The sequence below is a fragment of the Arthrobacter sp. DMZ02-1R genome, from assembly GCF_057747935.1.
Genome location: NZ_CM173230.1, coordinates 2,216,808 through 2,239,439, shown reverse-complemented (window position 1 = coordinate 2,239,439; position 22,632 = coordinate 2,216,808). Strand labels below are relative to the sequence as shown.

Annotated in this window: 20 protein-coding genes; 9 read left to right on the top strand and 11 right to left on the bottom strand. The window is 63.8% G+C overall.

Annotated elements, in window-relative coordinates; translation table 11 throughout:
* Positions 1 to 18 precede the first annotated feature (18 nt).
* From AC3ANQ_RS10915 to AC3ANQ_RS10905, 3 genes are read left to right on the top strand one after another with little or no spacing between them, the layout of a single operon-like run.
* Positions 19 to 984 carry an ABC transporter ATP-binding protein gene (locus AC3ANQ_RS10915; RefSeq protein ID WP_488305068.1) on the top strand — a complete coding sequence of 322 codons (966 nt, stop codon included), beginning with the start codon at positions 19 to 21 and terminating at the stop codon, positions 982 to 984.
* Positions 981 to 1,757 (top strand): ABC transporter permease, encoded by a 777-nt coding sequence (locus tag AC3ANQ_RS10910; protein WP_488305067.1) that lies wholly within the window; start codon positions 981 to 983, stop codon positions 1,755 to 1,757. The genes AC3ANQ_RS10915 and AC3ANQ_RS10910 overlap by 4 nt, the downstream gene beginning before the upstream one ends.
* A gap of 59 nt (positions 1,758 to 1,816) precedes the next feature.
* A complete protein-coding gene (locus AC3ANQ_RS10905; protein ID WP_488305066.1) occupies positions 1,817 to 2,761 on the top strand; it encodes a COX15/CtaA family protein in 945 nt (314 codons plus the stop codon).
* 216 nt (positions 2,762 to 2,977) lie between these two features.
* On the opposite strand, the gene AC3ANQ_RS10900 is transcribed toward AC3ANQ_RS10905, so the two are convergent.
* Complete coding sequence (locus AC3ANQ_RS10900) at positions 2,978 to 3,940, bottom strand: heme o synthase (RefSeq protein ID WP_488305065.1); 963 nt, start codon at positions 3,938 to 3,940, stop codon at positions 2,978 to 2,980.
* A gap of 493 nt (positions 3,941 to 4,433) precedes the next feature.
* Between AC3ANQ_RS10900 and tkt the strand changes: the two genes are divergently transcribed.
* Genes tkt through pgl form a run of 6 tightly spaced genes read left to right on the top strand, consistent with a single transcriptional unit; the run spans position 4,434 to position 12,692 of the window.
* Positions 4,434 to 6,551 (top strand): transketolase, encoded by a 2,118-nt coding sequence (tkt, locus tag AC3ANQ_RS10895; RefSeq protein ID WP_488305306.1) that lies wholly within the window; start codon positions 4,434 to 4,436, stop codon positions 6,549 to 6,551.
* Between the two features lie 57 nt (positions 6,552 to 6,608).
* A complete protein-coding gene (tal, locus tag AC3ANQ_RS10890) occupies positions 6,609 to 7,727 on the top strand; it encodes a transaldolase (RefSeq protein ID WP_488305064.1) in 1,119 nt (372 codons plus the stop codon).
* Between the two features lie 5 nt (positions 7,728 to 7,732).
* Positions 7,733 to 9,364, top strand: coding sequence for a glucose-6-phosphate isomerase (locus AC3ANQ_RS10885; protein WP_488305063.1), 1,632 nt, complete (start codon positions 7,733 to 7,735; stop codon positions 9,362 to 9,364).
* Positions 9,365 to 9,379: 15 nt separating this feature from the next.
* Positions 9,380 to 10,945 (top strand): glucose-6-phosphate dehydrogenase, encoded by a 1,566-nt coding sequence (gene zwf, locus AC3ANQ_RS10880; RefSeq protein ID WP_268021510.1) that lies wholly within the window; start codon positions 9,380 to 9,382, stop codon positions 10,943 to 10,945.
* Complete coding sequence (locus AC3ANQ_RS10875) at positions 10,942 to 11,865, top strand: glucose-6-phosphate dehydrogenase assembly protein OpcA (protein ID WP_488305062.1); 924 nt, start codon at positions 10,942 to 10,944, stop codon at positions 11,863 to 11,865. The genes zwf and AC3ANQ_RS10875 overlap by 4 nt, the downstream gene beginning before the upstream one ends.
* Positions 11,866 to 11,873: 8 nt before the next feature.
* Positions 11,874 to 12,692, top strand: coding sequence for a 6-phosphogluconolactonase (gene pgl, locus AC3ANQ_RS10870; RefSeq protein WP_488305061.1), 819 nt, complete (start codon positions 11,874 to 11,876; stop codon positions 12,690 to 12,692).
* On the opposite strand, the gene AC3ANQ_RS10865 is transcribed toward pgl, so the two are convergent.
* From AC3ANQ_RS10865 to uvrC, 10 genes are all read right to left on the bottom strand, one after another.
* Positions 12,645 to 13,040 carry an RNA polymerase-binding protein RbpA gene (locus tag AC3ANQ_RS10865; protein WP_488305060.1) on the bottom strand — a complete coding sequence of 132 codons (396 nt, stop codon included), beginning with the start codon at positions 13,038 to 13,040 and terminating at the stop codon, positions 12,645 to 12,647. The two genes, pgl and AC3ANQ_RS10865, sit on opposite strands and share 48 nt — an antisense overlap.
* 123 nt (positions 13,041 to 13,163) lie before the next feature.
* Positions 13,164 to 13,421 carry a preprotein translocase subunit SecG gene (gene secG, locus AC3ANQ_RS10860; protein WP_074589634.1) on the bottom strand — a complete coding sequence of 86 codons (258 nt, stop codon included), beginning with the start codon at positions 13,419 to 13,421 and terminating at the stop codon, positions 13,164 to 13,166.
* 47 nt (positions 13,422 to 13,468) lie between these two features.
* Entirely contained in the window at positions 13,469 to 14,284 is an 816-nt protein-coding gene (gene tpiA / locus AC3ANQ_RS10855; RefSeq protein WP_488305059.1) for a triose-phosphate isomerase, read from the bottom strand.
* Positions 14,285 to 14,366: 82 nt separating this feature from the next.
* Positions 14,367 to 15,593 carry a phosphoglycerate kinase gene (locus AC3ANQ_RS10850; RefSeq protein WP_488305058.1) on the bottom strand — a complete coding sequence of 409 codons (1,227 nt, stop codon included), beginning with the start codon at positions 15,591 to 15,593 and terminating at the stop codon, positions 14,367 to 14,369.
* Positions 15,594 to 15,602: 9 nt separating this feature from the next.
* Entirely contained in the window at positions 15,603 to 16,613 is a 1,011-nt protein-coding gene (gene gap / locus AC3ANQ_RS10845; RefSeq protein WP_488305057.1) for a type I glyceraldehyde-3-phosphate dehydrogenase, read from the bottom strand.
* Between the two features lie 286 nt (positions 16,614 to 16,899).
* Positions 16,900 to 17,523 (bottom strand): superoxide dismutase, encoded by a 624-nt coding sequence (locus AC3ANQ_RS10840; protein ID WP_059389282.1) that lies wholly within the window; start codon positions 17,521 to 17,523, stop codon positions 16,900 to 16,902.
* A 109-nt stretch (positions 17,524 to 17,632) separates the two neighbouring features.
* On the bottom strand, positions 17,633 to 18,613 hold the full coding sequence (gene whiA / locus AC3ANQ_RS10835) for a DNA-binding protein WhiA (RefSeq protein WP_265977562.1): 981 nt from the start codon (positions 18,611 to 18,613) through the stop codon (positions 17,633 to 17,635).
* 9 nt (positions 18,614 to 18,622) lie between these two features.
* The gene (locus tag AC3ANQ_RS10830) at positions 18,623 to 19,639 is read right to left on the bottom strand and encodes a gluconeogenesis factor YvcK family protein (protein ID WP_488305056.1); all 1,017 of its coding nucleotides are present in this window, start codon (positions 19,637 to 19,639) and stop codon (positions 18,623 to 18,625) included.
* The gene (gene rapZ / locus AC3ANQ_RS10825; RefSeq protein ID WP_488305055.1) at positions 19,639 to 20,562 is read right to left on the bottom strand and encodes an RNase adapter RapZ; all 924 of its coding nucleotides are present in this window, start codon (positions 20,560 to 20,562) and stop codon (positions 19,639 to 19,641) included. The genes AC3ANQ_RS10830 and rapZ overlap by 1 nt, the downstream gene beginning before the upstream one ends.
* Before the next feature lie 70 nt (positions 20,563 to 20,632).
* Positions 20,633 to 22,624 carry an excinuclease ABC subunit UvrC gene (uvrC, locus tag AC3ANQ_RS10820; RefSeq protein WP_488305054.1) on the bottom strand — a complete coding sequence of 664 codons (1,992 nt, stop codon included), beginning with the start codon at positions 22,622 to 22,624 and terminating at the stop codon, positions 20,633 to 20,635.
* Positions 22,625 to 22,632 lie beyond the last annotated feature (8 nt).

The following is a 22,632-nucleotide window of genomic DNA, read 5'->3' as shown; positions in this document are numbered from 1 at the left end:
TTCACGTAGAATACTTTGGTGCGATCCCCCGAATCCCCTGTCCTCACCATCGATGGACTCATCAAGGACGTCGGCCCGCTGGCTTCCCTTGACGGCAAGATGCTCCGGGTGGTCGGCGGACTGTCAATGTTTGCAGAACGCGGCCAGATCACTGCGTTGCTGGGCGCCAATGGCGCGGGCAAAACTACCACCCTCGAATGTGCGCAAGGCCTTCAAAAGCGTACTGGCGGCCGCATCGATCTGCTTGGCGAGGACCCGGATACCGCCGGAGCGAACCTTCGTTCGCGCGTGGGCGTGATGCTGCAGGACGGCGGCCTCCCGCCGTCGGCCCGTCCCATCCCCTTGCTTCGGCACATTGCGGGCATGTACCGGAACCCTCTTCCCTTGGACAGCCTCATAGAACGCCTGGGCATCGACACCTTCAGCCGCACCGGCGTCCGGCGCTTGTCCGGTGGCCAAAAGCAACGGCTCTCGCTTGCGGCTGCCCTGATCGGTAATCCCGAAGTCCTGTTCCTCGACGAGCCCAGCGCGGGACTGGATCCGCAGTCCCGCCAAATCGTCTTTGAACTCATCGCCGAACTGCGGGATGCCGGCATGGGCATCATCCTCACCACGCACCTCATGGACGACGCCCAGAGGCTTGCGGACTACGTTTACATCATCGACGCCGGTCACAACGTCGCAGAGGGCACCGTCGCCGACTTGCTAAGCCACGGCCACGAAGCCATGGACGGGGTAACCGAACGCACACTTTTCTTTGATGCTCCCGCCGGTCTCGACATTGCCGCGGCCATCGGTGACGAACTGACCATCACGGAAAGCAGGGCGGGCAGCTACGCGATCGCCGGAACACTGACTCCGGAACACCTGGCGAAACTCACGGCCTGGTGGGCGGAAAAGGGCATCATGCCAGCGTCCCTCCGCTTGGAGGCACGCAGCTTGGAAGACGTTTTCCTGGACATTTCCGGAAAGGACATCCGATGACCAGCGCAACCCCCATGCTCAACACACCCCACGCCGGACCGGCACCCTTGATGCGCAGGATCCTGCTGCAAGGCCGCTACGAAACCTTGACCATGATCCGAAACGGCGAACAGCTCATCCTCGCGGTGATCATGCCCTTGCTGGCCTTGGTGGGGCTTACTGTCACACCGCTGCTCGATGGACTGGGCGGGAGCCGTGTGGACATCGCGACCCCGGGCGTTCTCGCACTGTGTGCCATGTCCACAGCATTTACGGGCCAAGGCATCGCCACCGGCTTCGACCGCCGCTACGGAGTGCTCCGCTTCCTCTCGACCACTCCCCTGGGCCGGACCGGCCTTATTGCAGGCAAGATCATCGCCGTCTTGGCCGTCCTGGTCCTCCAGGTCCTGGTGATCGGCGCGGTGGCCGCATTGCTGGGCTGGCATCCGCGTCCTGAAGGTTGGCTTCCCGGCCTCGGGCTTTTGGTTCTCGGTGCTGCCGCCTTCACCGCGCTAGGGCTTCTGGTTGCCGGCACCGTGAGGCCGGAGGCAACCCTCGCCATCACGAACCTGCTCTGGATTCTGCTGGGCGCCCTCGGCGGAATCGTGGTTCCTGCCGAGCGTTTGCCGGACTTGGCACAGAACATTGTGCACTTCCTGCCCTCGGGAGCCCTGGGGCAGTCACTCAGGGACGCTTTCCTCCATGGCAGCGTGTCCCTGCCCTACGTTCTTGTGCTGCTGCTATGGACGATCGTCCCTGGCGCGGCCGCCGTCCGCTGGTTCAAATGGAACTGAGCGTCCCGTTGTGGAACCGAACCGTCAGCGTGAATTGAGTACCGAGAATTGAGAAAACTGTGAGCACGGCTTCCCGCCTCCCGAAGTCCATCCAGCAGTTGACCGCCAAGCTGCCCACTGAAGTCAACAGCACCGTCCGTAGGCTGGCCATGTTGTCCCTGATCGGCCAGGTTGTCCTCGTGGTCACCGGCGGCGCTGTCCGGCTGACATCCTCGGGGCTCGGCTGCCCGACATGGCCACGCTGCACCAGCGGTTCCCTTGTGAACACGCCGGAGATGGGCATCCACGGCTTCATCGAATTCGGCAACCGCATGCTGACGTTCGCCTTGGCGGCCGTCGCCATCCTGATGCTGGTGTATTTGTGGAACCTCCGCAAGGAGCGTCGGGACCTTTTCCTCCTGGCTGTTGGCCTGCTTGCCAGCATTCCGGCACAGGCCATCATCGGCGGCATCACCGTGCTCTCCAATCTGAACCCCTGGGTTGTCGGACTGCACTTCTTGGTTTCCATGGCCCTGGTCGTCTTCTCCACGCTCCTCGTCAACCGCGCCTATGGCCGGACCGGACGCTTCATGAAGGGGCCGTTGGCGCCCATCCCGGGCGCAATGAGCCCCGTCATGACCGCCGTCGCGTTCTTCTCGGCAGTCGCGGTGTGCCTCGGCGTCGTGGTGACTGGCGCAGGACCCCACGCCGGGGACGCCAACGCGCCGCGGAACGATCTCGACTGGGATCTCTTCTCGCACATCCACGCAGTGCCGGCGTACCTCATCACGGCCGGAGCCGTCTTCGCCGTCTACTTCGTCCTGCGCAAGGGAATCACCGGCCCGTTCCGCACTGCGGCGCTGCTGCTGCTCGCCGTGACGGTCTTGCAGGCGGTCATTGGCTTTGCCCAGTACTACAACGGCATCCCCGCCCTCCTGGTTGGCGCGCACATGTTGGGTGCCGCCCTGCTCATGAGTGCCGCCACGAACGCGGCGGATGTGGCGCGATTCAGCCCTAAGCTCTAACCGCCGGGCAGTTTCTCGCCTCGCACCTTAGCCAAAAAGAAGACCTTCCTTCGCATCTGATGTGAAGGAGGGTCTTCCGTTTGCCCGCAAAAGCTGCAGGAGGGTTTCGGCTTTTGCCCTCAAAGGTGAGCGGGCGTTTGGGAACGGGCGCCTATACGTGAGCGAGCGTCCGTCGACGACGGCGACCGGAGATCGGGGGGCCAGGGGGCCGGGGCGTCAGCCGCCGATAATCGGGGAACCGATGAACGGGTCCACGGCGAGGGCAATGAAGAGCAGAGTCAGGTAGCTGATGGAGCCGTGGAAGACCTTCATGGCTCCCTTGTTCGAGACGTCGCCACCCTGAGCCCGGTTGTAAAGGGCATGGGATTCATACAGGAACCAGGCGCCCGCGAGGACTGCGGCGATGGTGTACACCCAGCCTGCGCGGCCAACCGGCACCAAGAGCAGCGAGCAAGCAACCATGGCCCACGCGTAGAGAACCACCTGGACGGACACCACCTTGGCGCCGGCGATGGCCCCCAGCATGGGAACGTTGGCGTTCCGGTAGTCCTCGCCGTAGCGCATGGACAACGGCCAGTAGTGTGGCGGTGTCCAGAGGAAGATCACCATGAAGAGCACGACGGCGGGCCACTCAACAGTGTTTGTCACCGCGGCCCAGGCGATAAGCACCGGGAAGCACCCTGCAGCTCCGCCCCACACGATGTTCTGCGCCGTCCGGCGCTTGAGGATCATCGTGTAGATGACAACATAGAAAACAATCGCACCGAGGCCAAGCCATGCCGAAAGCGGGTTGGCCCCGAACCACAGGATGGCGATCGAGGCAGCTCCAAGGATCCAAGCGAAGACAAGCGCTTCGCGGGGAGTTACTTCGCCCGTTACAAGGGGCCGCTTTTCCGTGCGGTGCATCAGCTTGTCGATGTCACGGTCGATGTAACAGTTGAAGACCCCGGCACTGCCGGCCGCGAATGCGCCACCCACCAGCGTGGCGAGAATCAACCCGATGGAGGGGAAGCCGCGCTCGGCGAAGATCATGGTGGGCAGGGTGCTGACCAGCAGCAACTCGATCACGCGGGGTTTGGTCAGTGCCAGATACGCCTTGAACTTACGGGACATTCCACGTTTCCCCGCAGCCGGGGAAACGTTGAGGGACGTATCTGTTGTGCTCACGTTGGCAGTCACTCTGTTCTTTGCTCTGGTGTTCTCGCAGCGGCGGCGCCAGTCCATCCGGGCACCTCAAAAACCGGGGCGCAAGGCGAAGCTTGGATTCAATGCGTGCTTTGGACCCCGCTTTGGATGAAAGGCGCACTCGCCGCTGGTGGCCTCCAGATATCATACCGTGGCCTGTCCGACGCCACGGCACCCGGAACTTTCCTTTGTTTCCGAAAGTTCACCGGCACTTTGACGTCGCGGTGATTCATAAAACGGAATTTGCGTCCATTTTTTGAGATTCCCACCATTTGGGGCCCGGAACCGGGCTAAGCTGTCTGCAGATCAGCTCACGCAGGTTTCCGAGAAAGCGTATTCTCAGATTTGCATGTCTGGATGATAGATCAACGTTTCAATGGTGAACGGCTGGTAGACACTTCGCAGCGGGCGCCATCCTGTGCCCGAGGCTTGCCACGTGCCGTCACCAGCCGTCAGCACAGAGAGGGGCTCGGTTTACGTGCCACATTTGGAAGAGCAAGAACTGACTTGGACAAGCCTGGACCAGCGCGCCGTGGACACCGTCCGCGTTTTGGCAGCTGACGCCGTCGAGAAGGTCGGCAACGGTCACCCCGGCACGGCCATGAGCCTTGCACCGGCCGCCTACCTGCTGTTCCAGAAGCTGATGCGCCACGACCCGAAGCACCCGGACTGGATCGGCCGTGACCGTTTCGTCCTGTCCCCCGGACACACATCACTGACCCTGTACATCCAGTTGTTCCTTTCCGGCTACGGCCTGGAACTGAAGGACCTCGAGGCCCTGCGCACCTGGGGATCACTAACCCCCGGCCACCCGGAATACAAGCACACTGCCGGCGTCGAGATCACCACCGGCCCGCTGGGCCAGGGACTAGCGTCCTCGGTGGGCTTCGCCTACTCGCAGCGCCGGATGCGCGGCCTGTTCGACGCCGACGCCCCCGCCGGCGAGAGCCCGTTCGACCACACCATCTGGGTCATTGCGTCCGACGGCGACCTCCAGGAAGGCGTGACTTCTGAGGCTTCCTCCCTGGCCGGCCACCAGGAACTAGGCAACCTCGTAGTGATCTACGACGAGAACCACATCTCCATCGAAGACGACACCGACGTCGCGTTCACCGAAGACGTGCTCAAGCGCTATGAGGCCTACGGCTGGCACACCCAGCGCGTGGACTGGACCAAGACCGGCGAATACGTCGAAGACGTCCAGGAGCTCTACGGCGCCCTCCTCGCCGCCAAGGCCGAGACCACAAAGCCGTCCATCATCTCGCTGCGCACCATCATCGGCTACCCGGCCCCCAAGAAGCAGAACACCGGCAAGATCCATGGTTCCGCCCTCGGCGCCGAAGAAGTCGCAGCCCTGAAGGAAGTCCTGGGCTTCGACCCCGAGCGTTCCTTCCAGGTTGACGAGGACGTCCTGGCACACGCCCGGGCCGTCGTCGAACGCGGCGCAGCCGCCCGCAGCGACTGGCAGGCATCCTTCGAGGCATGGCAGGCCGCCAACCCGGAGAACGCGGCACTCCTTGAGCGCATCGAGGCCAAAAAGCTTCCGGTCGAGCTCGACGCCGCGCTGCCGGTGTTCGAAGCAGGCAAGGAAGTCTCCACCCGCGCAGCTTCCGGCAAGGTCCTGAACGCGATCGGCCCGGTCCTTCCGGAACTGTGGGGCGGTTCCGCCGACCTCGCCGAGTCCAACAACACCACCATCGAAGGTTCTCCGTCGTTCATTCCGGCCTCGCGCTCCACCGGCGCCTGGAAGGGAAACCCATACGGCCGGGTATTGCACTTCGGTATCCGCGAGCACGCCGCCGCATCGATCGTGAACGGCATTTCGCTGCACGGCCGGACCCGGGCATTCTCCGGCACGTTCCTGATCTTCAGTGACTACCAGCGCCCCGCCATCCGCCTCGGCGCCCTCATGGGTGTTCCGTCACTGTATGTGTGGACCCACGACTCGATCGGCCTGGGCGAGGACGGCCCTACCCACCAGCCGGTGGAGCAGCTGTCCACCCTGCGTGCGATCCCGGGCCTGGACGTTGTCCGTCCGGGTGATGCCAACGAGGTTGCCGCAGCATGGAAGACCATGCTGGAGAACCACGAGAACCCTGCAGGCATCGTGCTGACTCGCCAGAACATCCCGACTTACGCACGCGGCGAAGGCGTTGCCGAGGGTGACACCTTCGGCTCCACCGCCGGAGTCGCGAAGGGCGGCTACGTTTTGGCGGAGGCTTCGAAGGACGGCGCAACGGTCCCGGCCGAGGTCATCCTGATCGGCACCGGTTCCGAAGTCCAGCTCGCCGTGAACGCCCGCCAAGCGCTCCAGGCCGAGGGCATCGCCACCCGCGTTGTCTCCATGCCGTGCGTCGAGTGGTTCAACAAGCAGGACGCCGCGTACCGCGAGTCCGTACTTCCGGCCGCCGTCAAGGCCCGCGTCTCAGTCGAGGCCGGCCTGGCCCTGGGCTGGAAGGAATTCGTCGGCGACGCCGGACGCTCCATCAGCCTCGAGCACTTCGGCGCCTCGGCAGACTACAAGCGCCTCTTCAAGGAGTTCGGCATCACGGCAGAAGCAGTCGCCGCCGCCGCCAAGGACTCCCTCGCGGGTCTCGGTAGCTGAAACGCGCCTGAGACGAATTCGACTGCAACGAATAGATTTTCAAGGAGATAAAAGAAAATGACTACGACTCCCACCCAGCAGCTCTCCGACGCCGGAGTGTCCATCTGGCTTGATGACCTTTCCCGGGAACGCCTGTCCAGCGGCAGCCTGCAGAAGCTCATCGACGAGAAGAATGTGGTTGGTGTGACCACCAACCCGTCGATCTTCCACGCCGCCATCACTTCCGGCAGCGACTACGACGCAGTGATTGCCGAGGAGGCCGCCAAGGGCGCCACGGTCGAAGAGACCGTCTTCGAAATCACCACCCGCGACGTCGCCGACGCGTGCGACCTCTTCGCTCCGGTTGCCGCTGCGAGCAAAGGCGTGGACGGCCGCGTCTCCATCGAGGTGGACCCCCGCCTTGCCTGGGACACCGAAGGCACCATCGCCGAGGCCAAGCACCTCTACAAGAAGGTCAACAAGGACAACGTCCACATCAAGATCCCGGCAACCCTTGAAGGCCTCGCGGCCATCACGGCGACCCTGGCCGAGGGCATCAGCGTAAACGTGACCCTGATCTTCTCCCTGGAGCGCTACCGCGCCGTCATCAACGCCTTCCAGTCCGGCCTGGAGCTGGCCAAGGAAAACGGCCACGACCTCTCCAAGATCCACTCCGTGGCGTCCTTCTTCGTTTCCCGCGTGGACTCCGAGATCGACAAGCGCCTCAATGCCCTGGGCACCGATGAAGCCAAGGCCCTCAAGGGCAAGGCAGGCGTTGCGAACGCCCGCCTCGCCTACCAGGTCTACGAAGAGCTGTTCTCCACCGAACGCTGGGCAGTCCTGGCCGAGGCCGGCGCGCTCCCGCAGCGTCCGCTGTGGGCCTCCACCGGCGTCAAGGACCCGGCATACCCGGACACCCTGTACGTGACCGAGCTGGTCGCCGCCGGCGTGGTCAACACCATGCCGGAGAAGACCCTCGACGCCACGTTCGACCACGGCGTGGTCACGGGTGACACCGTCTCCGGTACCTACGAGGAAGCAAACAGCGTCCTCGACGCTCTGGAGGGCCTGGGCATCTCCTACAACGACGTCGTCGCAATCCTAGAATCCGAAGGCCTGGACAAGTTCGTCGCCAGCTGGAAGGAACTTCTGGCCGACGTCGAAGGCGCCCTCGCCTCTGCACGGAAGGCTTCCTAACCCACATGAGCACTCTCAGCTACGACGCCAGCGGTGCTGCGCAGCAGGCCATCGAACTGCACATCCCGGCACTTGTTGAAGACCGGATTGCCACCAGGATTTTCGCCAAGGACCACACCTTGTGGGGTCCCGACGCAGAGTCCGAATCCGCCATCCGTCTCGGATGGGTGGAGGCGGCAACCGTTTCCCAGCCTCTGGTCGAGGGAATCCTGGAACTCCGGGATGCCCTCCGGGCCGAGGGCGTCTCCCGCATTGTCCTGTGTGGCATGGGCGGCTCATCGCTTGCCCCCGAGGTCATTGCCGGCACCGCTGGCGTCGAGCTGACCGTGCTGGACAGCACAGACCCCGAACAGGTCGGCGCTGCCCTGGCGGACCGCCTCGCAGAGACCGCCATCGTGGTCTCCTCCAAGTCGGGTTCCACTGTGGAGACCGACTCCCAGCGACGGGTATTCGAGCAGTCCTTTACCGAGGCCGGCATCGATGCCAAGAGCCGCATCATCATCGTGACCGATCCCGGTTCCCCGCTGGACAAGGCCTCCCGTGAAGCCGGCTACCGTGCCGTCTTCAACGCCGACCCGAACGTCGGCGGCCGCTTTTCGGCGCTGACGGCTTTCGGGTTGGTCCCCAGCGGCCTTGCCGGAGTCGACATCCAGGCATTCCTGGATGAGGCCGAGGAAGCTGCGGAGATCCTCAACGATGACTCACCTGAAAACATCGGACTCCGGCTTGGCGTTGCGCTTGCCGGAACCACCCCGCTGCGCAACAAGGTCGTCATCGTCGAAGACGGTTCCGGCATTGTCGGCTTCGCCGATTGGGCCGAACAGCTCATCGCCGAGTCCACGGGGAAGCTCGGCACCGGCGTTTTGCCGGTTGTGGCGGGTCCGTCCGCACCCGAGGTCAGCGGCGGCGCTGAGGACGTCCTGGTGATCCGCCTCGTCGGCGCGGACTCCGACGTCGAACTCGGCGAAAACGAAGCCGCCATCGCTGGTGGCCTGGCCACCCAGATGTTCGTCTGGGAGTTTGCCACCGCCGTCGCAGGGCGCCTGTTGGGCATCAACCCGTTTGACCAGCCCGACGTCGAAGCGGCCAAGATTGCCGCCCGTGGCCTCCTTGACGCACGTCCTGAGCCCACGCCGGCGAACTTCGTCGACGGAGCGATCGAGGTCCGTGGGGGTTCATGGCTCGGCGACGCGGCAACGGCCGCCGAGGCCGTCAAGGCACTCCTTGCCGAACTTGGCACCGATGGCTACCTGAGCGTCCAAGCATACTTCGACCGGATCGCATTCGCGCAGCTGGAAGGTATTCGCGACGAACTGGCTGGCATCGGTGGCCGGCCGGTCACTTTCGGCTGGGGGCCGCGCTTCCTCCACTCCACCGGACAATTCCACAAGGGCGGACCGGCTATTGGTTCGTTCCTGCAGATTACGGCTTCCGCGACCGGCGACATCGCCATCCCGGAACGCCCTTTCACCTTCGGTCAGCTGATTGCAGCTCAGGCGGCCGGTGATGCCCAGGTTCTGGAGAACCACGGCCGTCCGGTCCTGCGGCTGCACCTCACGGATCGTGGAGCCGGAGTTGCCCAGCTCCAGGAAATCGTCGCCGCACTGGCCGGCCAGGCCAGCGCGCTCGAAAGCTAAGGCACAAATCCAAACATGCCAGAAACTGAAAACGGTTACCGGTCCACCGGAAAGGCAAGCCACCGCAATCCCCTTCGGGATCCGCGGGACCGGCGCCTGAACCGCATCGCAGGGCCCTCGTCGCTGGTGTTCTTCGGAGTCACCGGCGACCTCGCCCGTAAGAAACTCATGCCGGCGGTCTACGACCTCGCCAACCGCGGGCTTTTGCCGCCGAGCTTCGCGCTCGTCGGCTTCGGCCGCCGCGACTGGAGCAACGAGGACTTCGCGGACGAGGTCAAGGAGAACGTCAAGGCGCACTCCCGCACCCCGTTCGACGACGCCGTCTGGAACCAGTTGTCCGAGGGCATCCGCTTCGTCCAGGGAGAGTTCGACGACGACCAGGCGTTCAAGCGCCTCAGCGCCACGCTCGATGAACTGGACGAGACCCGCGGCACGCGCGGCAATCACGGTTTCTACCTGTCTATTCCGCCCAAGGCCTTCGAGCAGGTCTGCCGCCAGCTCTCCAAGCACGGACTGGCGCAGGCTGGCGACGGCCAGTGGCGCCGTGTGGTCATTGAGAAGCCCTTTGGCCACGACCTGGAGTCCGCTCGAAAGCTCAACGACATCGTGGAGTCCGTCTTCCCGCAGGACGCGGTCTTCCGCATCGACCACTACCTCGGCAAGGAGACGGTCCAGAACATCCTGGCCCTTCGCTTCGCCAACCAGTTGTTCGAGCCCCTCTGGAACGCCAACTACGTTGACCACGTCCAGATCACCATGGCCGAGGACATTGGCACCGGCGGTCGCGCGGGATATTACGACGGCGTCGGAGCAGCCCGCGATGTCATCCAGAACCACCTCCTGCAGCTGCTCGCGCTGACGGCCATGGAGGAGCCCATCTCTTTCAACGCCGATGACCTGCGTGCCGAGAAGGAAAAGGTCCTGGCAGCGGTCAGGCTGCCCGACGACCTGTCCACCCACTCGGCCCGCGGCCAGTTTACCGGCGGCTGGCAGGGCGGTGAGCTGGTGCAGGGCTACCTTGAGGAAGAGGGGATCCCGGCCGATTCCAAGACGGAAACCTATGCGGCCATCCGCCTGGACATCCACACCCGGCGCTGGGCCGGGGCGCCGTTCTACCTCCGCGCCGGCAAACGGCTTGGCCGCCGCGTCACGGAAATCGCCGTGGTGTTCAAACGGGCACCTAACCTGCTCTTCCGCGGCCACGGTGAGGACGACTTCGGCCAAAACGCCGTGGTCATCCGGGTGCAGCCCGATGAAGGCGCCACCATCCGCTTCGGCTCCAAGGTTCCCGGCACGCAGATGGAAGTCCGCGACGTCACCATGGACTTCGGATACGGGCATTCGTTCACCGAGTCCAGCCCGGAGGCCTACGAACGCCTCATCCTGGACGTGCTGCTGGGCGAGCCGCCGCTCTTCCCCCGGCATCAGGAAGTCGAGGAGTCCTGGAAGATCCTGGACCCCTTCGAAGAATACTGGGCCGGACTCGACGAACAACCCGAACCCTATGCTCCCGGCAGCTGGGGGCCGGCCTCGGCCGACGAGCTGCTTGCCCGCGACGGACGAACCTGGAGAAGGCCATGATCGTAGATCTTCCCGACACCACCACCTCCAAGATCTCCAAGAAGATCACCTCCCTGCGCGAGCAGGGAGGTGTGATCGCCCTCGGACGCGTCCTGACCCTCGTGGTGGTCACCAAGTCGGGTCTCGAGGAAGAAGCAATCGAGGCAGCCAACGAGGCCAGCCGCGAACACCCGTGCCGCATCATCGTGCTTGCCGACGCAGGCAGTGAAGCGCCAAACCGACTGGACGCCCAGATCCGGGTGGGCGGCGACGCCGGAGCATCCGAGGTGATCGTGCTGCGGGGCTACGGTGAGCTCGCCAAGGAAAGCGAATCCCTCGTCGCGGCACTGCTCCTGCCCGACGCGCCGATCGTGGCCTGGTGGCCGCACGGAGCACCCGAGAACGCGTGCGAGACCTCCATCGGACGTATTGCGCACCGCCGCATCACAGATTCCGCCAACGAGCCCGACCCCGCCGCGGCCCTGGCCCGGGTCCGGAAAACGTACCGGGCAGGCGACACCGATCTCGCCTGGACACGCCTGACCAATTGGCGCCTGCAGCTCGCGGCAGCCCTGGACCAGGTGGACGAATCGCCCGTCACGGCAATCGCCGTCGAGGGCGCTTCGGACTCCCCGAGCACGCTTTTGCTGGCCGCCTGGCTCACATTGTTCCTCGACGCCCCGGTCCAGATTGTCGCGGATCCGGCGGGAACGGGCATCCGCAGGGTGCGGCTGAGCCGAGCCACCGGCGACGTCCAGCTGGTCCGTCCCGGCCTCACCATCGCGGAACTGACCCAGCCTGGCCAACCCGCGCAGCGGATTTCACTGCCACGCCGCAGCTTGCGGGATTGCCTCGCCGAAGAACTGCGTCGCCTTGATCCGGACGATGTCTTCGGAGAAGTGATTACTATGGGACTGCCCCGAACCAATAGCAAGGAGTGACCGTCCCAGTGAGCGCTGACCCTAGAGTAAGCATCCATCCCAACTCCGCCGTCCTTATGGCCGCGATCGCAGCAAGGCTTATCACCAAGCTGGTGGACGTGCAGGACAAACACGGCGAAGCCACGGTGGTCCTCACCGGCGGAACCGTGGGCATCGGCACCCTGAAAGCAGTTGCCGACTCACCCGCGGCGCCGGCAGTCGACTGGTCCCGCGTCAACTTCTGGTGGGGTGACGAGCGGTTCGTTGGCAAGGACAGCACAGACCGCAACACAGTACAAGCCCGTGAGGCACTGCTCTCCAGCCTGCCGGTGGATCCCGACCGCGTGCACGAACCGGGTTCCTCGGACGAGTTCGCCACCGCAGATGACGCCGCAGCGGACTATGCAGCCCGGCTCAAGGCCGCTGCGGAGGCAGAGCACGCCGCAGATACTTCGGACAACCGACCGGAGCATGCTGGCGAGCTGCCGCGTTTCGACATCCTGCTGCTGGGCGTGGGCCCGGATGCGCACGTTGCCTCGCTCTTCCCTGAGCAAGCGGGTATCCGTGTCCAGGACCGCACAGTGGTGGGGGTCGAGAACTCCCCCAAGCCGCCGCCGTCGAGGATTTCACTGACCCTGCCCGCCATCAATTCCGCCCAGGAGATCTGGATGGTAGTGGCAGGCGAAGACAAGGCCGGGGCCGTGGGCCTGGCCCTCGCCGGGGCCAACCCGATCCAGGTTCCCGCCTCAGGCCCGCTTGGCAGGTCGAGGACCCTTTGGCTCATCGACGAAAATGCGGCCTCACGTGTCCCCCAGCAGCTCATCCGGAAGGATCCTGCGGGCGCGTAGCCGTTTCAGCGCTCCAGCCAGGACAATCTCCGCTTCCTGGCTGGAGCGTCGTTCTTTAACGTAGTCCAGGTGGCTCTTGAAGATTTCTTCGTCCGCACGCTCCATCGTCGCCTCGCCTTGTTCGCGGACGGCAACCAGGCCACACTTCGGGCAGTCCCATCGGACCGGAATTTGATCTTCCGGAAGTTTAACGAAAACAAGCCGCGTCTCATGTCCCTTGGCGCACCAATAGGGAACACGAATACGCGGCAAGCTTTCGCCAACTATGGAGTCGGGTTGGTTTCTCGGGGCCGATCCGGCTGTTACACCGGCCCGTGTGCCTCGGAATCCTGAAGAACCATGAACCATCGTCGATCCCCTTGAGAGTTCGGCTGCATGGCGGTGCAGGCCATGCAGCCTAGTCTAATGCGGTGAACCCGACGACGGCAGGTTTCCGGGCAGTTTGCTACACCCGGAACTCAATCGGGAGAGCTAGGAATCTCCGCCGGAGGTGAAGCGCATGATGAGGCCAAGGCCGATGATTACGACACCCCAAGTGCAGCCCAAGACGATGGTGAAACGGTTGAGGTTTCGCTCTGCGACACCCGAAGAGCTCAATCCCGAGCTCATTCCACCGCCAAACATATCGGACAACCCGCCGCCCCGTCCCTTGTGCAGGAGTATGAGCAGCGTCAGCAGAAGACTGGTGATGCCCAGCAGGATCTGCAGAATGACTTGAAGAACGTCCACGACGGCCTTTCAGAAGAACGGAAAACGGGAGCGGAGCCTTGAACGGACTAAGCCGCGCTAAGGTGGCTCTCGAACCTGACAATGTTAGCAAACTCAGCGGGGTCGAGGCTCGCTCCACCCACCAGGAGGCCGTCTACGTCGGAGCCGGCCATGATAGCTGCTGCGTTATTGGCCTTCACCGAGCCACCGTAGAGGAGGCGGGTCTTGGCAGCGACCGAATCATCGAACAACGAAGCAAGCTCGGCACGGATAGCGACGCACATTTCCTGTGCGTCTTCCGGACCAGCCACTTCGCCCGTGCCAATGGCCCAGACCGGTTCGTAGGCGACAACGAGATCGCCGGCTTGCTCCGCTGAGAGCCCTTCGACGCCGGCACGCAACTGGGCAAGCGTGTGCTCGACGTGGGTGCCGGCCTGGCGGATCTCAAGGCCCTCGCCGACACACAGGACCGGCGTTACCTCGTGACGGAAGGCCGCTTTGACCTTCGCGTTGAGGACCTGGTCAGCCTCGTTGTGGATGGTGCGGCGTTCGCTGTGACCCACCAGAACGTATGCGCAACCCAGCTTGTTGAGGAATTGGCCGGAGATGTCGCCGGTGTAGGCTCCGGAGTCGAACTGTGAGAGGTCCTGGCCGCCGTAGACAACGTCCAGTTCGTCGCCCTGGACGAGGGTCTGCACACCGCGGAGGTCCGTGAACGGCGGGAAGACCGCCACCTCGACCCGGCTGTAATCGTGCTTGGCGTCGGACAGGGTCCATGCCAGCTTCTGCAACAGGGTGATGCCCTGGACGTGGTCCATGTTCATTTTCCAGTTGCCGGCAATGAAAGGCTTGCGGACGAAGTTTCCGTTGGCAGAAGTTGTCACGTGTGCTCCAAAAATGCGTTGAGATAGGGAAGCCGGCGGAGCGCTAGCCTTCTAAGAAGGGCGCCCCGCCGGCTGTGTAGCCTTAGCGGTCCAGCACGCTCAGGCCAGGAAGATCCTTGCCTTCAAGGTACTCCAGGCTTGCGCCGCCGCCGGTTGAAATGTGGCCGAACTGGGAGTCCTCAAAGCCGAGGGTCCGGACAGCTGCGGCGGAGTCGCCACCACCGACCACCGTGAATGCAGGCGTCTCAGTCAAAGCCTGCGCGATAGCGCGGGTCCCGTCCGAGAAGGCCTCGAATTCAAAGACGCCCATAGGCCCGTTCCAGAACACGGTCTTGGCGGCCTTGATCTGCTCAGCGAAAGCCGCCGCAGATACCGGCCCGATGTCCAGGCCAATGCCTGCGGCACCGAATGAGCTGTCCTCGATCGCATCGGCGGCGACCACTTCGTGTTCGGCGTCCGCGGCAAAGCGGCTCGCGACCACGACGTCGGTGGGTACGACGAAAGCGGTACCGGCGTCGGAAGCGCGCTTGAGGTAATCCTGGACCACCGGAATCTGGTCAGCTTCAAGCAAGCTGCCCGCGACCTTGTGGCCGGACGCTGCCAGGAAGGTGAAGAGCATCCCGCCACCAACCAGGATGGTGTCCGCCTTACCCAAGAGGTTGTCGATCACGGCGAGCTTGTCCGATACCTTGGAGCCTCCGAGAACAACAACGTACGGGCGCTGTGTATCGGTGGTGAGCTTGCGCAGTACCTCGACCTCGGTGTGCACGAGGTCCCCTTGGTAGGAAGGAAGCCGGGTGGCGACGTCGTAGACGCTCGCGTGCTTGCGGTGAACGGCACCAAAGGCGTCATCAACGAAGGCGCCGTTGTCACCGGTCAGCGCTACGAGTTCATCGGCGAAGGCGCCGCGCTCGGCGTCGTCCTTGCTGGTCTCGCGAGCGTCGAAGCGGACGTTCTCGAGAACCAGGACGTCTCCATCCTCGAGGGCCAGGGCCAACTCCTTTGCGGACTCACCAACGGTGTCTTCCGCGAGCCGGACTTTGAATGGAGCGAGCTCCGAAAGCCGCGCTACAGCGGGCTTGAGCGAATACTTGGCCTCGGGAGCACCCTTGGGGCGTCCTAGGTGGGCCGTGACGAGCACGCGGGCACCGGCGTCCGAGAGCTTTTCGATGACCGGGAGGGAGGCCTTAATGCGGCCGTCGTCGGTCACTGTAGAGCCGTCGAGCGGCACATTCAGGTCACTTCTGACGAGAATGTACCGCCCGCGGACACCTTCAGCGATCAGTTCGTTGAGGGTGTGAGATGTCATGTGTCTACCCTAGCCCAGCTTGGATGCGACAAGCTCCGTGAGGTCAACGAGGCGGTTGGAGTAGCCCCATTCGTTGTCATACCAAGAAACAACCTTGACCTGGTTGCCGATGACCTTGGTCAGGCCGGAGTCGAAGATCGAGGAAGCGGGGTCGCCAACGATGTCCGAAGATACGATCGGGTCCGCCGTGTAGCTCAGGATGCCCTTGAACTGCTCGGTCTCCGAAGCTGCCTTAAGGGCCGCGTTGACTTCCTCGACGGTGACTTCACGGGAAACCGTGACGGTCAGGTCAGTGGCGGAACCGGTGGGAACCGGAACGCGGATGGCGTAACCGTCGAGCTTGCCCTTGAGTTCCGGAAGGACGAGGCCGATCGCCTTGGCCGCACCGGTGGACGTGGGGACCATGTTGATGGCTGCGGCGCGGGCGCGGCGAAGGTCGCTGTGCGGGCCGTCCTGCAGGTTCTGGTCTGCCGTGTAGGCGTGAACCGTGGTCATGAGGCCGCGCTCGATGCCGAAGGCGTCGTTGACAACCTTGGCCAGCGGGCCGAGGCAGTTGGTGGTGCAGGATGCGTTGGAGATGATGTGGTGTGCTGCGGGGTCGTAGAGCTCGTGGTTGACACCCATGACGATGGTGATGTCTTCGTCCGAAGCCGGGGCGGAAATCAGGACCTTCTTGGCACCAGCATCGATGTGCTTCTGTGCGGCGGCAGCCTTGGTGAAGAAGCCGGTGGACTCGATGACGATGTCCACGCCCAGCTCACCCCACGGGAGGTTCGCGGGATCGCGCTCTGCAAGGACCTTGATGATGCTGCCGTCGACAATGAGGTTGCCCTCCTTGACTTCAACGGACTGGGTCAGGCGGCCGCCGACGGAGTCGTACTTCAGCAGGTGGGCAAGAGCCTCGGGACTCGTGAGGTCGTTGACCGCAACAATTTCGAGATCTGCACCCTGGGCGAGTGCTGCGCGGAAGTAGTTGCGGCCGATGCGGCCAAAGCCGTTGATACCAATACGGGTGGTCACTATTTCAGTCTCCTTGGTGCTCTTGCAAGCACACCTAGTGAGTCGGATCTTGATTCCAACTAACAATTCCCGCACATCATTGGGCAGAAGTGATTATCAGATCGGAGGGCGACCAGCCACGTTGCTGAAGGCTAACCGCCTTCCGTGACCCATCTTACGTTTAACTACGTCTGCCCCCGCAACTGCGGGGGCAGACAATCCGGTATTTGGGCGAAATTCACCTGAATGTGAAGTTTGTTACATTCCCGTGTATTCCGCGTCACTCACCGATTCGGGACGGAGTTCCCTAGAGAACGATCAGTCCGGTGGCGTTTGCGCGGGCTGCCTCGAAGCGCTTCGCGACGTCGGCCCAGTTGACGATGTTCCAGAAAGCCTTGACGTAGTCAGCCTTGACGTTGACGTAGTCCAGGTAGAAAGCGTGCTCCCACATGTCCAGCATGAGCAGAGGCGTGGTGCCGACTGCGACGTTGCCCTGCTGGTCGTAGAGCTGCTCGATGAGGAGGTTGCCACCGATGGGCTCGTAGGCGAGGAAGCCCCAGCCGGATCCCTGGAGGCCAAGGGCAGCTGCCGAGAACTGGGCACGGAACGCATCGAAGGAGCCGAAGGCGTCGTCAATCGCTGCCGCCAGCTCGCCCTCGGGCTTGTCGCCGCCGTCCGGGGAGATGTTGTTCCAGAACACGGAGTGGTTGATGTGGCCGCCGGTGTGGAACGCGAGGTCCTTGGAAAGGCGGTTGATGTTGGCGAAATCGCCCTTGTCGCGGGCCTCTGCCAACTGGGCCAGGGCGTTGTTGGCGCCGGCTACATATGCAGCGTGGTGCTTGCTGTGGTGCAGCTCCATGATCTTCGCCGAAATGTGCGGCTCAAGTGCTGCGTAGTCGTAGCCGAGCTCGGGCAGTACGTACTCTGTCACGAAATCCTCCAATGTAGTGGACCGGGGTCCGGTTGGTAACTCTCGTTTTGTTCATCCGATCGGCAAACCGGCCGGAAATCTACACCCTGACGATTCTAGGGCGGGCGCTTTATTCGTCCATCATTTCGGGGGTCACATTTGCCTCGGTACCGGGGATGCCCAGGTCTCCGGCGCGTTTGTCCGCCATGGCCAACAGCCGGCGGATCCGCCCCGCGATCGCGTCCTTGGTCATCGGCGGATCAGCGAGCCGGCCCAGTTCATCCAGGCTGGCCTGCTTGTGCGCCACCCGGAGCTCACCGGCGTACTTGAGGTGGTCCGGAACGTCGTCGCCCAGGATTTCCAGGGCCCTGTCCACCCGGGCGCCGGCGGCGACGGCCGCCTGGGCCGAGCGGCGAAGGTTGGCGTCGTCGAAGTTCGCAAGGCGGTTGGCCGTCGCCCGTACTTCCTTCCGCATGCGGCGTTCCTCCCACACCATGAGGGCGTCATGGGCGCCCATCCGGGTGAGCAACGCGGCAATGGTGTCGCCGTCGCGAATGACCACGCGATCCACCCCGCGCACTTCCCTCGCCTTGGCCTGGATTCCGAGGCGACGGGCGGCTCCGACCAGGGCAAGGGCGGACTCCGGTCCGGGGCAGGTGACTTCGAGCGAGGAGGACCTGCCCGGTTCGGTAAGCGAACCGTGAGCCAGGAAAGCTCCGCGCCAGACCGCTTCGGCGTCGGACGCCGAACCATTGACGACGGCGGACGGCAACCCGCGGACAGGCCGTCCACGGCCGTCCAGGAGGCCCGTCTGACGAGCCAAGGCCTCGCCGTCGCGCACTACACGCACCACATAGCGGCTACCGCGCCGGAGGCCGCTACCGGAGACGACGATGATCTCGCTCTGGTGCCCGTAGACTTCGGCGATCGCGGCGCGAAGCCGGCGCGCCGTGGAGGCGAGGTCAACCTCTGCCTCGATCACGATGCGGCCCGAAATGATGTGCAATCCGCCGGCAAAACGCAGCATGGCCGAGACTTCGGCCTTGCGGACGGAAGACTTCTTGATGTCCAGCCGGGAAAGTTCTTCCTTGACCGATGCGGTCAGTGCCATTGCATGTTCCTAACTGTTCCCGAAGATATCGTGATACGCAGATGCCAGACGCAGCGGGTCGTGGACTGGACGGCGGCTCGACGCCCCCACTTTACCCAAGACCACCTCTGCACCGATCATTCCGGCAGCGCGCTCGAATTCCTTGTGGTCCGATATGGACGAGGGATCGGCGAGGACTACGTCCACGCTGAACTCCGGCGCGTAGTGGCGCAGGGCGTCCAGATGGTCCGCGGCGGACATCCCGGAAGTTTCCTTGGTGTCCATGGCGAGGTTCATGGTGAGGCATCGTTTAGCCGGGGTGTCACACAAGGCTTGGCGCATCTCGGGCAACAGCAAGTGGGGCAGGACAGACGTGTACCAGGAGCCAGGGCCGAGAATAATCCAGTCTGCGAGCTCGATGGCCGTGAGCGCCTCGATGCATGCCCGCGCGTCCTCCGGGCGAAGCCGGACGTTTTCGAGGGATCCGGCGACGGCGCATTTGGCCTGGCCTTTGACGGTCTGGAACTCGTACCCCCCTCCGGGCAAAGGCACCCGGACGTCGCCCTCGATGTTCAGTGGCTGGGTGGACATCGGCAGGACCTGACCGCGAGCACCCAGGAGGGCACCCGCCCATTTCAGTCCCGCCACGGCGTCGCCCAGCAGCTCCCAGAGGGTAACAATGAGCAGGTTTCCCATGGCGTGGTTGTCCAAGGAACCCCGCCGACCGCTCGGGGTCTTGAAGCGGTGCTGCATGACGTCCCGCCATGTCCGCCCCCAATCCGTATCATCGCAGAGGGCGCTCAGCGCCATCCGAAGATCGCCGGGCGGAAGGACACCGTACTCTTCCCGCAGCCGCCCGGACGATCCGCCGTCGTCCGCAACGGTCACGATCGCAGTGAGCTCGGAGGTCAACAGCCTCAACGCAGAGAGCGACGCGGAGAGCCCGTGTCCGCCGCCTAGCGCAACAACAGATGGGCCCTTGGAAGGCTGGCTGCCTGGCGTCCCCTTGGGCGGGACAAGCGGCAGCGGTCCGGTCAGAACCCCCATTATTCGCGACCCAGATCACGGTGGCTCGTGGTCACGGTGACCCGGGGGTATTGGGCCAGCCGTTTGGAGAGCTCGACAGCGACCGCGACTGAACGGTGCTTGCCGCCTGTGCAGCCGACAGCAATGGTGGCGTAATGCTTGTTTTCCGTCCGGTAGCCGTCGAGGACAGGCTCCAAGGCAAGGACGTAGCGGTCAACGAAGTCCTTGACGCCGTCGGCCCCCAGCACATACTCGCTGACATCGGCGTCGAGTCCAGTGTGCGGGCGCAACTTCGGGACCCAGTGCGGGTTGGGGATGAAGCGCGCATCGGCCACGAAGTTGGCGTCCACCGGCAGGCCATATTTGAAGCCGAAGCTCATGACGTTCAAACGCAGCGCCACGGGGCCCGTGTCGCTGAAGAGCTCGGTGATGGCGGTCGCCAGGCCGTGCACGTTGTAGGTACTCGTGTCCAGGACCACATCTGCCGATTCCCGAAGTTCCTTCAGCACGTCGCGCTCTGCTGCGATACCGTCCAGGATCCGGCCTCCGCCCTGGAGCGGATGGGGGCGGCGGCCTTGTTCAAAGCGCCGGACCAGTACGTTGTCGCTGGCATCGAGGAAGAGAACCCGGAACGTGATTCCGCTGGCGCTGAGTGCGCCGAGGGCCGTCCTGATATCGGTGAAGAGTCCTTTGCTGCGGACGTCCACGACGACGGCCAGCTTGGGGATCGACTGGGGTGCGTGCGAGACGATTTCGGCGAGGGTCCCCAACATCTGCGGAGGGAGGTTTTCGACGACGTACCAGCCGTGGTCCTCCAAGGCGTCCGAGGCGGTACTGCGGCCTGCTCCGGACATGCCAGTCACCACCAGCAGTTCCGCTTCGACAGGCTTGACGGGAATGAGGCCGTCCTGCTCCGCGTCGGATCCTGCTGTTGACTCTGACATCAAGTGTCCCCGTTTCTGAGATGGTCCAAAAGCCGGACCGCCTTGAGGAGCGGTCCGTTTATTACCCTAGCTAAAATTCAAGGATTTCGCCGGTGGTCATGTTCACTGCCGGGGCGGACTCTTCGGAGGCGCCGGCCCCCGCGAGGTGGCTGACCACGGCTTCTGCCAATGCCGGGCCGATTCCCTTCGCGGCGGTGAGCTCGCTTGCAGTGGCAGCCTTGATCTTCTTGAGCGAACCGAAGTGTGCCACGAGCGCCTTCCGTTTGGCTTCTCCGAGGCCGGGAACGCCGTCGAGCGCGGACACGGTCATGGCTTTTCCGCGCTTCTGCCGGTGGAAAGTGATGGCGAAGCGGTGGGCTTCGTCGCGGATGCGCTGCAGCAGGTAGAGCCCTTGTGAGGTGCGCGGCAGAATCACCGGGAAGTCGCTATCCGGCAACCAGACTTCTTCGAGCCGCTTGGCCAGGCCCACAACGTAGACGTCGTCGATCCCCAGTTCCGCGAGGGCCCGCGCGGCGGCGTTCACTTGGGGCTGCCCGCCGTCGACGACGACGAGGTTGGGCGGATAGGCGAACCTCGCCTTCGTCGCGGTGCCTGCAGCGTCTTCCGACGGCGCCGGCTCCGCGGGGTTGGGGACTTCCCCGCTCTTGGGAAGCTGGGCGGACTTGTCCTGAAGGTAGTGCCGGAAGCGTCGCGTGAGGACGTCATGCATCGCCGCGGTGTCGTCAGTTGCAGCCGCACCGGTGATGGAGAATTTCCGGTAATCGGCCTTCTTGGGGAGGCCATCTTCCACAACCACCATGGACGCGACCACGTTGGTGCCCTGCACATGGGAAATGTCGTAGCATTCGATCCGAAGGAGAGGCACGGGAAGCTCAAGCGCCTCTTGCAACTCCTGGAGCGCCTGGGAGCGGACGGTGATGTCGCCTGCCCTCCGGACTTTGTGGAGCTTCAGCGCCTGCTCCGCGTTTTCGCGGACAGTGGACATGAGGGCGGCTTTGTCGCCGCGCTGCGGCACGCGGATATCCACTTTGGCGCCCCTGAGGCCGCCCAGCCATTCAAGCAACTCATGATGGTTGGACGGAATCTCCGGGACCAGTACTTCGCGAGGAATGCGGCCCTGGTTGTCGCTGTCTTCTCCATACACCTGCTGCAAGAGGTGCTCGATAAGCTCCGGTGTGCTGGCGTCTTCGACCTTTTCGACCACCCATCCCCGCTGGCCGCGTACCCGGCCGCCCCTGACGTGGAAGACCTGCACGGAAGCCTCGAGGTCGTCGTCGTGCAGGGCGAAGATATCCGCGTCCGTGTCTTCGGAAAGGACCACGGCATTGCGCTCGAACACCTTACGCAGCGCCGCGATGTCGTCGCGGATTCGTGCCGCCCGCTCGTAGTCGAGTTCGGCTACGGCAGCTGCCATGTCCTTTTCGAGGCGGGCAATGAAGCGTTTCGCCTCGCCGCCCATGAACGAGCAGAAGTCTTCGGCAATGGCGCGGTGCTCCTCGGGCGTGACACGGCCGACGCACGGGGCCGAGCATTTGTCGATGTAACCCAGCAAGCATGGCCGGCCACTGGCCTGCGCGCGCTTAAGCACACCGGGGCTGCAGCTTCGCACCGGAAAAACCCGGAGCAAGGTGTCCATGGTTTCACGGATGGCACCGGCCGTGTACGGCCCGAAGTAGCGCGTGCCTTTACGGCGCTCGCCGCGCATGACCTGGACCCTGGGGAGCTTCTCCCCCATGCTCACGGCAAGGTACGGGTAGGTCTTGTCATCGCGGAACACGACGTTGAAGCGCGGCTTGAATTCCTTGATCCAGGTGTATTCGAGCTGGAGGGACTCAAGCTCGCTGCCCACCATGGTCCATTCAACGCTGCTCGCGGCGTGCACCATCGCGTACGTCTTCGGCAGCAACCCTGCCGGGTTGGCGAAGTAGGAGTTCAGCCGGGACCGGAGGTTTTTCGCCTTGCCCACATAGATGACGCGGCCGTGTGGATCCCGGAACCGGTAGACGCCGGGGGTGGTGGGGATTTCTCCCGCCTGGGGGCGATAACTCGCTGGATCTGCCACAGATCCAG

Excerpts from the sequence above, each read along its gene's own strand:
- AC3ANQ_RS10910 (WP_488305067.1), top strand. The coding sequence starts at position 981 with ATGACCAGCGCAACCCCCATGCTCAACACACCCCACGCCGGACCGGCA.
- tal (WP_488305064.1), top strand. The coding sequence starts at position 6,609 with ATGACTACGACTCCCACCCAGCAGCTCTCCGACGCCGGAGTGTCCATC.
- AC3ANQ_RS10885 (WP_488305063.1), top strand. The coding sequence starts at position 7,733 with ATGAGCACTCTCAGCTACGACGCCAGCGGTGCTGCGCAGCAGGCCATC.
- zwf (WP_268021510.1), top strand. The coding sequence starts at position 9,380 with ATGCCAGAAACTGAAAACGGTTACCGGTCCACCGGAAAGGCAAGCCAC.
- AC3ANQ_RS10875 (WP_488305062.1), top strand. The coding sequence starts at position 10,942 with ATGATCGTAGATCTTCCCGACACCACCACCTCCAAGATCTCCAAGAAG.
- AC3ANQ_RS10865 (WP_488305060.1), bottom strand. The coding sequence starts at position 13,040 with ATGGTTCATGGTTCTTCAGGATTCCGAGGCACACGGGCCGGTGTAACA.
- AC3ANQ_RS10850 (WP_488305058.1), bottom strand. The coding sequence starts at position 15,593 with ATGACATCTCACACCCTCAACGAACTGATCGCTGAAGGTGTCCGCGGG.
- whiA (WP_265977562.1), bottom strand. The coding sequence starts at position 18,613 with ATGGCACTGACCGCATCGGTCAAGGAAGAACTTTCCCGGCTGGACATC.
- AC3ANQ_RS10830 (WP_488305056.1), bottom strand. The coding sequence starts at position 19,639 with ATGGGGGTTCTGACCGGACCGCTGCCGCTTGTCCCGCCCAAGGGGACG.
- rapZ (WP_488305055.1), bottom strand. The coding sequence starts at position 20,562 with ATGTCAGAGTCAACAGCAGGATCCGACGCGGAGCAGGACGGCCTCATT.